Raw genomic sequence first — 14,551 nt, forward strand, 5'->3', positions numbered from 1 at the left:
GGACCTCCGGGGATTCGAGGGAAGGGATCAGGACGAGGGTGCGTACCGCGCGTCGGCCTCGGCGCCGGGTGCAGCCGGCCGCCGGATGCGGGCCCGCCGCACGGGCACGCGCGCGAGGTGCACGAGAACGAGCACGAGCAGACCGATCACGAGCGCATTGCGGGCGGTCAGTACGGTGGCGGCGAAGGAGTCGGCGGCCAGCAGCCCGCCGTAGGTCAGCGGGTACACGGCCATGGTGAGGGCCGCGACGATCAGCGCCAGAGCGGCGGGCAGTCGCGCGGCCGTGCGATCGAGCACGATCCACAGCACGAGCGGCGCGATCAACCAGGTCTGGAACTGCGGCGACCCCACCTTGTTCACGACGATCAGCACGAGCACCAGCGCGAGGGCGAGCGGCGGCATCAGCCGGGCGAACGACGCGCCTCGCCAGGCCTTGATGGCGCCGAGCACAAGCACCGCGCCGCCCGCGCACGCGAGCAGCGGCGTCATGAGGGCGATCACGACGTCGACCTCGGGACCCGCGACCTGGAAGGTGAGCATGTCGCCGTCGTAGTAGATGAAGGACCCGTCCTCGCCGAGGACCGCGCGCCACAGGTAGAACGCGCTCACCGGTGCCTCGAGCTGCAGACCCCGGCCCGTCTGTCCCGTGACGAAGCCCAGCGCGTGCGCGGCACCCCCCGCCGCGACGATCGCACCGAGCACGGCGAGACTGACCGCCGCAGCGGACACGATGACCGAAACCCGGCGGCGAACCGCGACCGCGGCCGCGGCCACCAGCGCGGCGGGCCAGACCTTGATCCACGCACCCGCGGTCAGGAGCGCGGCCGCGAGCACCGGCCGGCGGGCCAGCAGAAGCAGCGCGACCACCGCGATCGGCACGGTGATCGCGTCGATCCGGTACATCCCGATCGGCCCCAGCAGCAGCGCGAACCCGAGCCAGAACCACGCCGCCCGCACACGACCGCGCGATCGCGCACGGCCGACGAGCACGGCGAAGGCGACAGCATCCAACGCCGTCACGAGCACCGCCCACGCGATGATGTACCCGCCTGCCCACGACAGCGCCTCGGCGAGGAGCATCGGGACGAGGGCGAGCTGCGGGTAGACGAAGCTCGAGTGGATGCCCGGGATGCCGGACCCGCTGAGCGTCGACGCCGCCCACGGTTCGTACACGAGATACACATCGCCCATCGGCTGGTTGGGCAGCAGCCAGCCGAGCGCGGCGACGATCAGATGCACGGCGGCGAACGCCGTCCACAGCAGCCCCCGCCTCGACACCCGACAATCCTAGGCGCGCGGGCCCGCGCCGCCGCCGAGCAGGTCGCCGATGACTCGCGGCAACGCCTCGGCGACCTCGAGCGCGACGAGGGGATGCCCGGGGCCGTGTCCGTCCGGATCCCCGGCCGCGCGCCGCCCGGCCACGCCGTGCACCCACGCCCCGGTCGCGGCCAGCGGCCCGAGCGTCTCGACGTCGAATCCCTCGCGCTCGCTCGCCGCCGCGATGATCGCCCCGAGGACGCCGGCCAGCACATCTCCCGTCCCCGCCGTCGAGAGCCACGGGGTTCCGGAGCGGATGCGGGCGCACCAGCCGCCGGGTGTCGCGACGATCGTCTCGGCGCCTTTGCGCAGCACGGCGGCACCGAGCACCGAGGCCGTGCGGCGCACCGCGTCGACATCGGCGCCCGCATCGGGGTCGAGCCCCAGCATCCGTCGCAACCGCGCGAACTCGCCCGCGTGCGGGGTCACGAGCACGGGAGCGGTCGCTGCGGCGGCGAGATCCAGGGCCCCCGCGTCGACGACGACCGGCGTCTCTGCACCGAGCAGGTCGCGAAGGGCCCGCTCCTCCTGCGCGCTGCGATGCTTCGGGTCGGTTCCCGATCCGATCACCCAGGCCTGCACGCGCCCCGCGGCGAGCACCGTCTCGGGGCGCCGGGCGAGCACCGCGCGACCGACCTCGGGCTCTCCGACGTAGCGCACCATGCCGGCGCCCGCGCGCCACGCGGCCTCGACACCCAGAACGGCCGCACCCGGATACGCCGGCGAACCCGTGCGCATCCCGACGACGCCGCGGGTGTACTTGTCGTCGCGATCGGCCGCGGCGCGCAGGTGCGCGGCGGCGTCGGCTCGCGACCACGACCCGGAGTCCTGCATGCCTTCACGCTACTCCGCGGCTCCGAGACCCCGCGCCGACGCGCGCGGGGCCTCCGGTCCGGCGGTCAGACGCGCCGGGTGGCGTCCTGCACCTCGCCGACGAGCTCCTCGATGATGTCCTCGAGGAAGAGCACGCCCGTGGTGCGCCCCTCCCCGTCCCGCACACGGGCCAGGTGGCGGCCGGCGCGACGCATCGTGGCGAGGGCGTCCTCGAGGTCTGTCGTCTCCTGCACGGGGATCATGTGGTGCACCCGCTTCGAGGGAACCGGCTCGTCCAGACGCGCATCGGAGACATCCGCCTCGCGGAGGATGTCCTTGAGGTGCACGTAGCCGACCGGCTCGCCGCCGGCGTCGACGATCACGTAGCGCGAGTAGCCGTGCGTGGCGACCGCGCGCTCGATCTCGAGCGGCGTCGTCGTCTCGGGAAGGGTGACCAGATCGTGCAGGGGCACCGCGATGTCGCGGGCCTTCTTGTCGGTGAACTCCACCGCGGCGAGCACCGCTCCGGTGGAGTCATCGAGCACGCCCTCGCTCGTGGACTGGTTCACGATCGTCGCGACCTCATCGAGCGTGAACGTCGACGCCGCCTCGTCCTTCGGCTCGACTCGGAACAGGCGCAGCACGTGGTTCGCGATCCAGTTCAGCGTCCAGATCACCGGGTGCAGCATCCGGGCCACCCACACCAGCGGCGTCGCGAGCAGCAGCACCGCGCGATCGGGGAGGGTGAAGGCGAGGTTCTTCGGCACCATCTCGCCGAACACGACGTGCAGGTACGACACGATCAGCAGCGCGACCACGAAGGCCGTGACATCGACCGCCGCCTCGGGCAGGCCCGTGAGGGAGAAGGGGATCTCGAGCAGGTGGTGGATCGCGGGCTCGGAGACGTTCAGGATCAGCAGGGAACACACGGTGATACCCAGCTGCGAGGTCGCGAGCATGAGGGTCGCGTGCTCCATGGCGAACAGCGCGGTCTTGGCGGCGCGGGAGCCCTTTTCCGCCAGAGGCTCGATCTGAGACCGTCGCGCCGAGATCACGGCGAACTCCGCGCCGACGAAGAACGCGTTGACCGCGAGCAGCACGACCAGCCAGATGATTCCGGCCCAATCGCTCATCGTGCACCCCTCTCGCTCGCCACGCGGTCCCTGAGGATGCGCTGCGGTCCCGTCATCTGAGCGGTGTCGGCCTCGGGCTCGGGCTCCGGGTCGGGGGTGAAGCGCACGCGGTCGACGCGTCGTCCGTCCATGCGCTGCACCGACAGCATCCCGCCCTCCAGACGGACCTCGTCGCCGACGACGGGGATGCGTTCGAGCTCGCTCATGAGGAAGCCCCCGACGGTGTCGTAGACCTCGCCCTCGGGCACGCGGATGCCGGTGCGGTCGATGAGCTCGTCGGGGCGCCAGTTGCCGGGGAAGGTGATCGAGTCCTTCTGCCGCACGATGCCGGCGCGGCTGCGGTCGTGTTCGTCGGCGACCTCGCCGACGATCTCCTCGACGAGATCCTCGAGGGTGACGACACCGGCGGTGCCGCCGTACTCGTCGACGACGATCGCCAGCTGATAGCCGCGCGCGCGCAGCTCGGCGATGAGGCCGTCGAGGTGCACCGTCTCGGGCACGCGCAGCGGCTCGCTCGCGAGGGCGCCGGCCGGCACTTCGGCGCGGCGCTCGCGCGGCACGGCCACGGCAGCCTTGAGATGGACGACGCCGACGATGTCATCGAGCGACTCGCCGAAGACGGGGAATCGGCTGTGCCCCGTGCGCCGGGCGATCTGGATGACGTCGTCGGCCGAGTCGTCACGGGAGAGGGAGTGCATCGAAGGGCGCGGCGTCATGACATCGGCCGCGCTCAGACGGGAGAAGAGCAGGGTGCGGTTCAGGAGCGACGCGGTGTCCTGCTCGAGCACGCCGGCGCTCGCGGAGCGCCGCACGAGGGAGGAGAGCTCCTCGGCCGTGCGGGCGCCCGAGAGCTCCTCCTTGGGTTCGATGCCCATCGAGCGGAGGATGCCGTTGGCCGAGCCGTTGAGGAGGGCGATCGCGGGCCGGAACACGGCCGTGAAGGCGACCTGGAACGGGATGACGAGCTTGGCGGTCTGACGCGGCAGCGCCAGGGCGAAGTTCTTGGGCACGAGCTCGCCGACGATCATCGACAGCACCGTGGCGACCGTGACCGCGACGATGACCGCGAGCGGGGAGACGAGCCCCGAGGGAAGCCCCCACCCCGTCAGCACCGGCCGGAGGAAGTTCGACAGTGCCGGCTCCATCGTGTATCCGGTCAGCAGCGTCGTCAGGGTGATGCCCAGCTGCGCGCTGGAGAGGTGCGTCGAGGTGATCTTCAGCGCGCTGATGGTCAGCGAGAGCCGTGTCTCGCCGCGATCGCGGCGCGCCTCGAGGTCGGCGCGGTCGAGGTTGACGAGGGCGAACTCGCTCGCCACGAACAGGCCGGTGCCCACGATCAGCAGAAGCCCCACGCCCAACATGATGTAGTCGTACGTCATGCGTCAGCCCCTCGGATGCGAGAGAGCGGGCGGTGGGGCGTGCGTCTGCAACTGGGAGGGTCGTCCATTGTGCCGATCAGTCTAACGGCAGGACGCCCGCCGAAAACCGGGTGACGGCATCCCCGCTACCAGCTGACCGGCAGCGCCTTGCCCTCCTCGTACCCGGCGGCCGATTGCAGTCCCACGAGCGCACGGTCGTGGAACTCGGGCACCGACGCCGCACCCGCGTACGTGAAGGAGGACCGCACACCCGACGTGATCATGTCGAGCAGGTCCTCGAGGCCGGGACGCAGCGGGTCGAGATAGATCCGCGACGACGAGATCCCCTCCGCGAAGAGTTCTTTGCGGGCGAGTTCGTAGGGGTCGAGCCGCCCGAACCGCTCGTGCACGGCCTTGGTCGAGGCCATGCCCCACGACTCCTTGTAGGCGCGGCCTTCGGCGTCCACCAGGAGCTCGCCGGGTGCCTCGATCGTGCCCGCGAACCACGATCCCACCATCACGGATGCCGCCCCCGCCGCCAGCGCGAGCGCCACATCGCGCGGATACCGCACCCCGCCATCGGCCCACACGTGCGCGCCCATCACGCGCGCAGCCTCGGCGGTCTCGAGCACCGCGGAGAACTGGGGACGCCCCACCGCCGTCATCATGCGGGTCGTGCACATCGCGCCGGGACCGACGCCGACCTTCAGGATCGTCGCGCCCGCGACGACGAGATCGTGCACGCCCTCGGCGGTGACGATGTTGCCCGCGGCGATCGGAAGTCCGAGGTCGAGGGCCGCGACCTCGCGGAGCGCCCTCAGCATGCCCTCCTGATGCCCATGGGCGGTGTCGACGACGAGCACATCCACGCCCGCGGCCGCGAGCGCGCGCGCTTTGCCCGCGACGTCGCCGTTGATGCCGACCGCCGCCGCGACGGCGAGGCGGCCCGCGGCGTCCACGGCGGGTCGGTAGAGCGTCGAGCGCAGAGCGCTGCGGCGGCTGAGCGTGCCGACGAGGTGGCCGTGCTCGACGACCGCGACGAGATCGACGCCCGCCTCGACGATGAGATCGAACGCCGCGCGGGGGTCGGTGACGTCCTCGGCGTCGAGGGCCGGGGCGTCGGGTCGCGCGAGGTCGCCCAGTCGGGCGTCGGGCAGCGCGGTCGCGAGCCGTGCGGCCGGCACGATGCCGTTGATCGCGCCCGCTCGCACGCGGGGCCCGCCCTCCCCGACGACGATGCCGTGACCCGGGGTCGCCGGCAGCAGCCGCAGCGCGTCGGCGGCGGTCGCATCGGGGGGCAGCACGAGCGGCGTGTCCCAGGGCACGGGCTGCGACTTCACCCACCGGATGGCGGAGTCGAGCTCCTGCAGCGGGAGGTCCTGCGGCAGGACGCCCAGTCCGCCCCGCCGGGCCAGCGTCGCCGCGAGCCGCGCGCCCGTGACGGAGTTCATGTTGGACGACACGAGCGGGATCGTGGCCGGGGTGCCGTCCGCGGGCGCGAGGTCCACCTGCAGGCGGCTCGAGACATCGGATCGCCGCGGTACCAGGAACACATCGGAGTAGGTCAGATCGACCATCGGGCGTTCACCGGAGAAGTCCATTCCTTTAAGGTAACCCTTCCGCCCGGCCCCGCCAGGGCCGCGCGTGCCGGAACGGGGGCGCGGATTCTGGGATAGGTTGGTAGTCGTGCGCGGCAGGCACGAAAGCCACGCGCGAACCACACTTCATCGATGAAAGAGGGCGATCGAGCGTGTCGAGCCAGGTGGCGGGCGTCGGGACTTCGAACGAGGGAGAATTCGGGGCCAACGAGTGGCTCGTGGACGAACTCTACGAGCAGTTCACCGCGGATCGGAATTCAGTGGACAAGGCCTGGTGGCCGATCCTCGAGGCCTACCACCCCGTCGATGTGGAGAACGGCACGGATGCTGCAGCCGGCGCCGGCGAGCAGTCCGTGCCCACGGCGCCGAGGTCCGAGGCGGCACCGCCGTCGGCGACCGCCGCGAAGGCCGCACCCCCCGCCCCGGCTGACCCGGCGCCCGCGTCGAACTCCGCCGGATCGGAGCCGCACCCCGGGACCGCTCCCATCCCCGTGATGGGCGCGCAGCCCGTCGCCCGGACGACGGCCAAGCCCGCCGCGCGCCAGCCGATCCCCGCGCAGGCACCCGTCACGTCGGCGACGTCCTCCGAAGAGCCGCTCGAGGCCGACAAGGTCACCCCGCTCCGCGGGATGCCGAAGGCGCTCGCGGCCAACATGGACGAGTCGCTGACCGTGCCGACCGCGACGAGCGTGCGCACGATCCCGGCAAAGCTGATGATCGACAACCGGATCGTCATCAACAACCACATGTCGCGCACGCGTGGCGGCAAGATCAGCTTCACCCACCTGATCGGCTGGGCGATCATCCAGGCACTCAAAGAGTTCCCGAGCCAGAACGTCTTCTTCGCCGAGGTCGACGGCAAGCCCGCCGTCGTGGCTCCGGCGCACATCAACCTCGGCATCGCGATCGATCTGCCCAAACCCGACGGCACGCGCGCGCTCATGGTTCCGAGCATCAAGCGCGCCGACACCATGGCGTTCGGCGAGTATCTCGCAGCCTACGAAGACCTGGTGAGCCGTGCGCGGGCGGGCAAGCTCGCGGCGACCGACTTCCAGGGCACGACGATCTCGCTCACCAACCCTGGCGGCATCGGCACGGTGCACTCCGTGCCGCGCCTGATGAAGGGCCAGGGCTGCATCGTGGGCGCCGGCGCCCTCGAGTATCCGGCCGAGTTCCAGGGCGCGAGCGACAAGACCCTCAACGAGCTCGCGATCGGCAAGACGATCACCCTGACGAGCACCTATGACCACCGCGTCATCCAGGGCGCGGGATCGGGCGAGTTCCTCAAGAAGGTGCACGAGCTGCTCATCGGGCAGCGCGGCTTCTACGACGACATCTTCGCGGCGCTCCGCATCCCGTACGCACCGATCCACTGGGCCGCCGACATCAACGTCGACGTCGCCGAGCGCATCGACAAGCAGGCGCGTGTGCAGGAGCTCATCAACTCCTACCGGGTTCGCGGGCACCTGATGGCCGACACCGACCCGCTCGAATACGTCCAGCGGACCCACCCCGACCTCGAGATCGAGGAGCACGGGCTGACGTTCTGGGACCTCGACCGGGAGTTCGTCACGGGCGGCTTCGGCGGCAAGCGCATGATGAAGCTGCGCGACATCCTGGGCGTGCTGCGGGACTCGTATTGCCGCACACTCGGCATCGAGTACATGCACATCCAGGACCCGGAGCAGCGCCGCTGGTTCCAGCAGAAGGTCGAGGTCAAATACACCAAACCCGGCCACGACGAGCAGCTGCGCATCCTCAGCAAGCTCAACGAGGCCGAGGCGTTCGAGACCTTCCTGCAGACCAAGTACGTCGGCCAGAAGCGCTTCAGCCTCGAGGGCGGCGAATCGCTCATCCCCCTCCTCGACGAGATCCTGCAGGGCGCGGCCGAGGCCCGCCTCGACGGCGCCGCGATCGGCATGGCGCACCGCGGTCGCCTGAACGTGCTGACGAACATCGCGGGCAAGACCTACGGTCAGGTGTTCCGCGAGTTCGAGGGCTCCGTCGCGCTCGGCAACAAGCGCGGCTCCGGCGATGTGAAATACCACCTCGGCACCGAGGGCACCTTCATCAGCGACGGCGGCGAGGAGCTGCCGGTCTACCTGGCGGCCAACCCCTCGCACCTCGAGACGGTCGACGGCGTGCTCGAGGGCATCGTGCGGGCCAAACAGGACCGCAAGCCCGTCGGCACCTTCTCGTGGCTGCCGATCCTCGTACACGGCGATGCGGCCTTCGCCGGCCAGGGGGTCGTGGTCGAGACCCTGCAGATGTCGCAGCTGCGCGGCTACCGCACGGGCGGCACGATCCACGTCGTGGTCAACAACCAGGTCGGCTTCACGACCCTCCCCCAGGACGCCCGATCCTCGGTGTACGCCACGGATGTCGCCAAGACCATCCAGGCGCCGATCTTCCACGTCAACGGCGATGACCCCGAGGCCGTCGTGCGCGTCGCCCAGCTCGCCTTCGAATACCGCGAGCGCTTCCACCGCGACGTCGTGATCGATCTCATCTGCTACCGCCGCCGCGGTCACAACGAGGGTGACGACCCCTCGATGACGCAGCCGCTGATGACCAACCTCATCGAGGCCAAACGCTCGGTCCGCCGCCTCTACACCGAGTCCCTCGTCGGTCGTGGCGACATCACCGAGGCCGAGTACGAGAAGGCCAAGCGCGACTTCCAGGATCGCCTCGAGGTCGCCTTCGCCGAGACCCACGCGGCCGAGACGGGGGCGCACGATGTCGTCTCGGACGCCGCCGCCGACGAGACGGGCGAGATCTCGTGGGGCGAACTCGAGACCACGGGGGTGTCGACCGATGTCGTGCACCTGATCGGCGACGCGTTCGTCAACAAGCCCGACGGTTTCACGGTGCATCCCAAGATCCAGCAGCTGCTCGACAAGCGCCTGGACATGAGCCGCAACGGCACCATCGACTGGGGTTTCGCCGAGCTGCTTGCTTTCGGCTCGGTGCTGCTCGAGGGAACGAACGTACGCCTGGCGGGGCAGGACTCCCGCCGTGGCACGTTCGTCCAGCGCCACTCGGTCATGCACGACCGCGCGAACGGGCAGGAGTGGATCCCGCTCGCCAACCTCAGCGAGCGTCAGGGCAAGTTCTGGGTCTACGACTCGCTGCTCAGCGAATACGCCGCCATGGCGTTCGAGTACGGGTACTCCGTCGAGCGGCCCGACGCCCTCGTGCTCTGGGAGGGACAGTTCGGCGACTTCGCCAACGGCGCCCAGTCGGTCATCGACGAGTTCATCTCGTCGGCCGATCAGAAGTGGGGTCAGCAATCCAGCGTCGCCCTGCTCCTCCCCCACGGCTACGAGGGCCAGGGGCCGGATCACTCCTCGGCACGCATCGAGCGCTACCTGCAGATGTGCGCGCAGGACAACATGATCGTCGCACGTCCCTCGACCCCCGCCTCCTACTTCCATCTGCTGCGCCGGCAGGCCTACGCACGGCCCCGCCGACCGCTGGTGGTCTTCACGCCCAAGGCGATGCTGCGCCTGCGCGGCGCGACCAGCCCGGTCGAGGACTTCACGAGCGGCCGTTTCGAGTCGGTGCTCGACGATGACCGGGGGCTCGATGCCTCGGCCGTCACCAAGGTGCTGCTGCACGCGGGAAAGATCCACTGGGATCTGCGCTCCGAACTCGACAAGCGCCCCGACCCGTCGATCGCGCTCGTGCGTCTCGAGCAGTACTACCCGGCGCCGATCGACGAGCTCAATGCCGTCATCGACCGTTACCCGAACGCGCAGCTGTACTGGGTGCAGGACGAGCCCGAGAACCAGGGCGCGTGGCCGTTCATCGCCCTCGAGGTCGTCAAGCACCTGCACGGTCGCACGATCCGCCGCATCTCCCGTGCCGCCGCGGCGTCGCCCGCGACCGGCTCGCCGAAGGTGCACGCGATCGAGCACGCCGAGCTCATGAAGAAGGCTCTCGCGCCGGCCGCCGGCTGATCGCCGAGGAACGCCGACACCTCTCAGAACCGCGCGGAGAATCCACCGTCGGCGTGGAGAAGCTGGCCGCTGATCCAGCGACCCTCGTCGGAGAGCAGGAAGGACGTGATGCCGGCGATGTCCGGGGGCGTTCCGGCTCTTCCGAGCGGCTGATACGCCAGCAGTGTCGCCCGTGTCTCATCGTCCATCCACCCCGTGTCGACCGGACCCGGATTGACCACGTTGGCCGAGATCAGTCGCGGCCCGAGTTCGCGGGCCGCCGAGATGACGATCCGGTCGAGGGCGCCCTTGGATGCACCGTAGGGAAGGTTGCCGGTCGTGTGGTCGCTCGTGAATGCGACGATCGCCCCGCCGGACGCATCGACCTGGCGAGCGAACGCCGCGATCAGAAGGAGCGTCGCGCGCGCATTCACGGCAAGGTGCTCATCGAAGCTCTCGGCCGTTGTATCGAGGATGCCGGACTCGACGCCGTGGGCGTGGCTCAGCACCAGCGCGGACAGCGGACCCCGTTCGCGTGCGATCCGCTCGATGAGGGTGGTGGGCGCCGCGATATCGGACAGGTCGCACGGGTAGTCGCCGGTATCGCGGTCGCTGGTGATCACATCCCATCCGTCCGCGGCGAGCCGGGGAACGATGGCTGCGGCGATGCTGTCCGCGCGCGCCGTACCGGTCACGAGTGCGACGGGCATGTCAGTACCAGATGCCGAGTCGGGGAGCCGTGGGCGCCGTGAACGCCCGATCCAGCGCGGCGATGGCGTCGGAGTCGCCGCGCACGAGACCGGCTCCCCGCAGCGTCGAGAAGCGCACGCCGCCGAGGTAGCCGGCGGCGAGCGCCGCGGCTGAGAGCTGCACCTGTGCCGACGTACCCGTTCGGTCGATGAGGGCGCGACGATCGTCCCCGATCTGCAGGCTCCAGCATCCCGTCGCAAAGCCCTGCGGATCGGCGACCTCGATCGTGACGTCCGCGACGGCGGAGTATTCGCGCGCTCGGAGGGCGGCGGGCACATCGAGGATGCGCAGCCAGCCGTGGTCGCGCACCGTCGAGACGAGGCCACGCTCATCGCGGAGCATCCATGGCAGGGGCTCTTCGATCGACCGCAGCCGCGCGTGAACCCGATGCACCAGGTCATGCTCGATCACGAAGCGCCACAGTGCCGCATAGGCGTCGGGGCCGTCCGCGAAGAGTGCGCGCACATCCAGCGTGTGCCGCGCGAAGTCCGTCTCGTCCTCGGTGATCCGGTAGACGAGCAGCCCGGTGCGCTCCCCCTGCGGACTCGTGTAGGCCACCGCGCGGGTGCGGCCGGGATGCTCCGAGCCGCGAGCCACGGCCGCGAACTGGCGCCAGCGCCCCAGCCACCCATCGACCTCGCCCGGTCGATTCACTCTCACCCGATCGTGGAGCGCGCCGAGCAGAGCCACGGCCTCAGACCGATCGACGTGGTCGAGGGTGCCCGGCGCATCCGGCCCCGCCCAGCCGGCGCGGCGTGTATCGATCACCCAGTCGGCGGTGCGCACAGCGGGAGCGAACCCGAACCGACCGTAGATCGTAGCCTCGGACACGGTGAGGCCCGCGATCGCGAGGCCGGCATCGCGACCCGCGCGCAGTTCGCCCTGGAGCATCGCCCGGGCGATGCCGCGACGGCGACGCGTCGGCGACACAGTCACGCCGCTGATCGCCCAGAACGGGACGGTGCGCTCGCCCGGGACGCTCAGCTCCCCCGTCCACGAGTTGACCGTGCCCACGGGCGCGGAGCCCGTGTCGGCCCCGGCGTCGTACACGCCCACCCACCGCCGGTACGCGAGCTGCTCGCGGAACTCGGCCACCTCGTCATCCGACTGCTCGCCGCCGAGGAATCCGCGACTCTCCGCCTGGATGTACGCACGAGCCGCATCGTCGTCCGCGGGATCGACGACCGCATAGCGGAAGCCGGAGGCGGCGAGCGCCTGCCGTGAGGTGGAATCGAGCGGAACGGTGCGGGCGTCGGTGCGTGCCATGTATCGAGGCTAACGGTGCCGGGCTCGGGCATCCGGCCCGCCGTCGGCGTCAGGTGTGAGAGGCCTGCGCGACGCGCAGTCGGGCGAGGACCTGATCGCGCAGCTCTTCGGGAGCCGTCTCACGGCAGGCGCGGGCGACGACGTCGGTCAGGGTCTTCGCCACAAGAGCCTCGTCACTGCACTCGGGGCAGTGCGCAAGGTGCTCGGTGATGTCCTGGTGCTCGGTCTTGCACACTTCGTTGCGGAGGTACTCTTCGAGGTCGCGCCGCGCCTTCTCACAGCCGCAATCGGTCATTTTGTGCTCCTGGGGGTTGCGGGAACGATGCCCCGCTCTTTTGCGTAGTCGGCAAGCAGGTCGCGCAGCAGCCGCCGGCCGCGGTGCAGGCGGCTCATGACCGTGCCGATGGGGGTTTTCATGATGTCCGCGATCTCCTGATAGGCGAAGCCTTCGACGTCTGCGAGGTACACCGCCAGCCGGAAATCCTCGGGGATGGCCTGCAGTGCGTCTTTGACGGCGGATGCCGGCATGTGATCGATCGCTTCGGCCTCGGCGGAGCGGCTGCTGGTCGCCGTCGTCGATTCCGCTCCGCCCAGCTGCCAGTCCTCGAGGTCGTCGATCGTTCCCTGGTAGGGCTCGCGCTGCTTCTTGCGGTACGTGTTGATGTAGCTGTTGGTGAGGATGCGGTAGAGCCACGCCTTGAGGTTGGTGCCCTGCTGGAAGGTGGCCCACGACGAGAAGGCCTTCACGAAGGTCTCCTGCACGAGGTCGGCCGCATCCGCCGGGTTGCGCGTCATGCGCATCGCAGCCCCGTAGAGCTGATCCATGAAGGGCAGCGCCTGCTCCTCGAACTGATCGCGCGCGGTGCCGGGGTGCGCGAGCACCTCGTCGGGCTCAGGCTGGTCGTCCATGACGACCCAGTCTAGGCGCGCGGTTGCGTTGGCCCGCGGCCTCTCCAGCGTCAGGTTCATCGTGTCCTCTCGAGGGCTCGATAAGGTAGAACCCGATGACCCAGCACGGCTATTCCCGGCTCGCAGACGAGACGCGGGCCGGCGCGCCCGCGCGGGATGCCGCGCAGCCCACCGCATGGACCGCGCCGACCGCATCGGGGCCGCTCCACGCCACCCTCACCCTCCCCGGATCGAAGTCGCTCACCGGCCGCGAGCTCGTGCTCGCGGCGCTCGCCGAGGGGCCGGGGCGTCTGATCGCCCCGCTGCACTCGCAGGACTCCGCCCGCATGGTCGATGCGCTTCGCACCCTCGGCGTCCGGATCGACGCCGAGCCGGGCGCGGGGGGTTTCGGCGACGATCTGCTCATCAGCCCGCCCGCGTCGTTCACCGGAGGCGGCGACATCGACTGCGGCCAGGCCGGCACGGTGATGCGCTTCGTCTCGCCCCTCGCGGGCCTCGCGCGAGGCGATGTGCACCTCACCGCCGACGCGAGCGCGCTGCACCGGCCCATGGGGGAGCTGATCCACGCCCTGCGCGACATCGGCGTCGACATCGACGACGGCGGACGGTGGTCGCTGCCCTTCACGGTTCGCGGTCACGGGCACATCCGCGGCGGAGAGGTGCGCATCGACGCGTCCCGATCCAGCCAGTTCGTGTCGGGGCTGCTGCTGGCGGCACCGCGCTTCGACGTCGGACTGCACCTCATCCACACCGGCAGCCGCCTGCCCAGCGTGCCCCACATCGACATGACGGTCGAGGCGCTCTCCCATCGCGGTGTCCACGTCGAGCGTCCGGCGCCCAACGAGTGGGTCGTCCCGGCCACCGCCCTGCGGGCCAAAGACATCGCCATCGAGCCCGACCTCTCCAACGCGGCGCCCTTCCTCGCCGCGGCCATGGTCGCGGGTGGCTCCGTCACGGTGACCGGATGGCCTGCGCACTCCACGCAGCCAGGCGCGATGCTCAACGATCTGCTGCACACCGCCGGCGCCCGGGTCTCGCGCCGCGGTGGCGCCCTGACGGTCACGGGACACGGCATCCGTGCCTTCGACATCGACCTCTCGGCCGCGGGAGAGCTCGCGCCCACGATCGTGGGACTCGCCGCCCTGGCCGACGGCGAGTGCACCATCACGGGCATCGGGCACATCCGCCTGCACGAGACCGACCGCATCCGGGCGCTCGTCGACGGCATCAACGCGCTCGGTGGCGACGCCGCGGAGCTGCCCGATGGCATTCGCATCACGCCGCGCCCGCTGCACGGCGGTCTGTGGCGCTCGCACCACGATCACCGCATGGCGACGACCGGCGCCCTGCTCGGTCTTGCCGTTCCCGGCGTCGAGATCGACGATCTGAGCGTGACGGCGAAGACTCTTCCGCAGTTCGAACAGCTGTGGATGACGATGCTCGGCGGCACGGGCTGAGGGCGCGCGGCG

General features: G+C 70.4%; 11 protein-coding genes. 2 read left to right on the plus strand and 9 right to left on the minus strand.

Features of this window, described 5'->3' with window-relative positions; translation table 11 throughout:
- Positions 1–27: 27 nt before the first annotated feature.
- The 5 genes from AB2L57_RS13075 to AB2L57_RS13095 all read right to left on the minus strand — a co-directional run bounded on the left by AB2L57_RS13075 (position 28) and on the right by AB2L57_RS13095 (position 6,222).
- Positions 28–1,278, minus strand: a complete 1,251-nt coding sequence (locus tag AB2L57_RS13075; RefSeq protein WP_409047278.1) for a hypothetical protein — start codon at positions 1,276–1,278, stop codon at positions 28–30.
- Positions 1,279–1,287: 9 nt separating this feature from the next.
- The gene (locus tag AB2L57_RS13080) at positions 1,288–2,151 is read right to left on the minus strand and encodes an ADP/ATP-dependent (S)-NAD(P)H-hydrate dehydratase (protein WP_292810354.1); all 864 of its coding nucleotides are present in this window, start codon (positions 2,149–2,151) and stop codon (positions 1,288–1,290) included.
- A 65-nt stretch (positions 2,152–2,216) separates the two neighbouring features.
- Complete coding sequence (locus AB2L57_RS13085; protein WP_292810352.1) at positions 2,217–3,263, minus strand: hemolysin family protein; 1,047 nt, start codon at positions 3,261–3,263, stop codon at positions 2,217–2,219.
- Complete coding sequence (locus tag AB2L57_RS13090; protein WP_292810350.1) at positions 3,260–4,642, minus strand: hemolysin family protein; 1,383 nt, start codon at positions 4,640–4,642, stop codon at positions 3,260–3,262. The genes AB2L57_RS13085 and AB2L57_RS13090 overlap by 4 nt, the downstream gene beginning before the upstream one ends.
- Before the next feature lie 125 nt (positions 4,643–4,767).
- Positions 4,768–6,222: a GuaB1 family IMP dehydrogenase-related protein gene (locus tag AB2L57_RS13095; protein WP_292810348.1), complete on the minus strand. Its 1,455-nt coding sequence runs from the start codon at positions 6,220–6,222 to the stop codon at positions 4,768–4,770.
- A gap of 149 nt (positions 6,223–6,371) precedes the next feature.
- Between AB2L57_RS13095 and AB2L57_RS13100 the strand changes: the two genes are divergently transcribed.
- A complete protein-coding gene (locus AB2L57_RS13100; protein ID WP_409047279.1) occupies positions 6,372–10,178 on the plus strand; it encodes a multifunctional oxoglutarate decarboxylase/oxoglutarate dehydrogenase thiamine pyrophosphate-binding subunit/dihydrolipoyllysine-residue succinyltransferase subunit in 3,807 nt (1,268 codons plus the stop codon).
- A 23-nt stretch (positions 10,179–10,201) separates the two neighbouring features.
- Here AB2L57_RS13100 and AB2L57_RS13105 read toward each other — a convergent pair whose 3' ends face one another.
- The 4 genes from AB2L57_RS13105 to AB2L57_RS13120 are packed head-to-tail and all read right to left on the minus strand — an operon-like array spanning position 10,202 to position 13,082.
- Complete coding sequence (locus AB2L57_RS13105) at positions 10,202–10,867, minus strand: SDR family oxidoreductase (RefSeq protein WP_409047280.1); 666 nt, start codon at positions 10,865–10,867, stop codon at positions 10,202–10,204.
- Between the two features lies 1 nt (position 10,868).
- Entirely contained in the window at positions 10,869–12,173 is a 1,305-nt protein-coding gene (locus AB2L57_RS13110) for a GNAT family N-acetyltransferase (protein WP_409047281.1), read from the minus strand.
- 49 nt (positions 12,174–12,222) lie between these two features.
- Positions 12,223–12,468, minus strand: coding sequence for a zf-HC2 domain-containing protein (locus AB2L57_RS13115; protein ID WP_292810340.1), 246 nt, complete (start codon positions 12,466–12,468; stop codon positions 12,223–12,225).
- The gene (locus AB2L57_RS13120; protein WP_409047282.1) at positions 12,465–13,082 is read right to left on the minus strand and encodes a sigma-70 family RNA polymerase sigma factor; all 618 of its coding nucleotides are present in this window, start codon (positions 13,080–13,082) and stop codon (positions 12,465–12,467) included. Before AB2L57_RS13120 ends, AB2L57_RS13115 begins: the two co-directional genes overlap by 4 nt.
- Positions 13,083–13,177: 95 nt before the next feature.
- On the opposite strand from AB2L57_RS13120, the gene aroA reads away from it, so the two are divergent.
- On the plus strand, positions 13,178–14,539 hold the full coding sequence (gene aroA / locus AB2L57_RS13125) for a 3-phosphoshikimate 1-carboxyvinyltransferase (RefSeq protein ID WP_409047283.1): 1,362 nt from the start codon (positions 13,178–13,180) through the stop codon (positions 14,537–14,539).
- The last annotated feature ends 12 nt before the right edge of the window (positions 14,540–14,551 follow it).

This window comes from Microbacterium sp. HA-8 (assembly GCF_046111165.1).
Classification (GTDB): domain Bacteria; phylum Actinomycetota; class Actinomycetes; order Actinomycetales; family Microbacteriaceae; genus Microbacterium.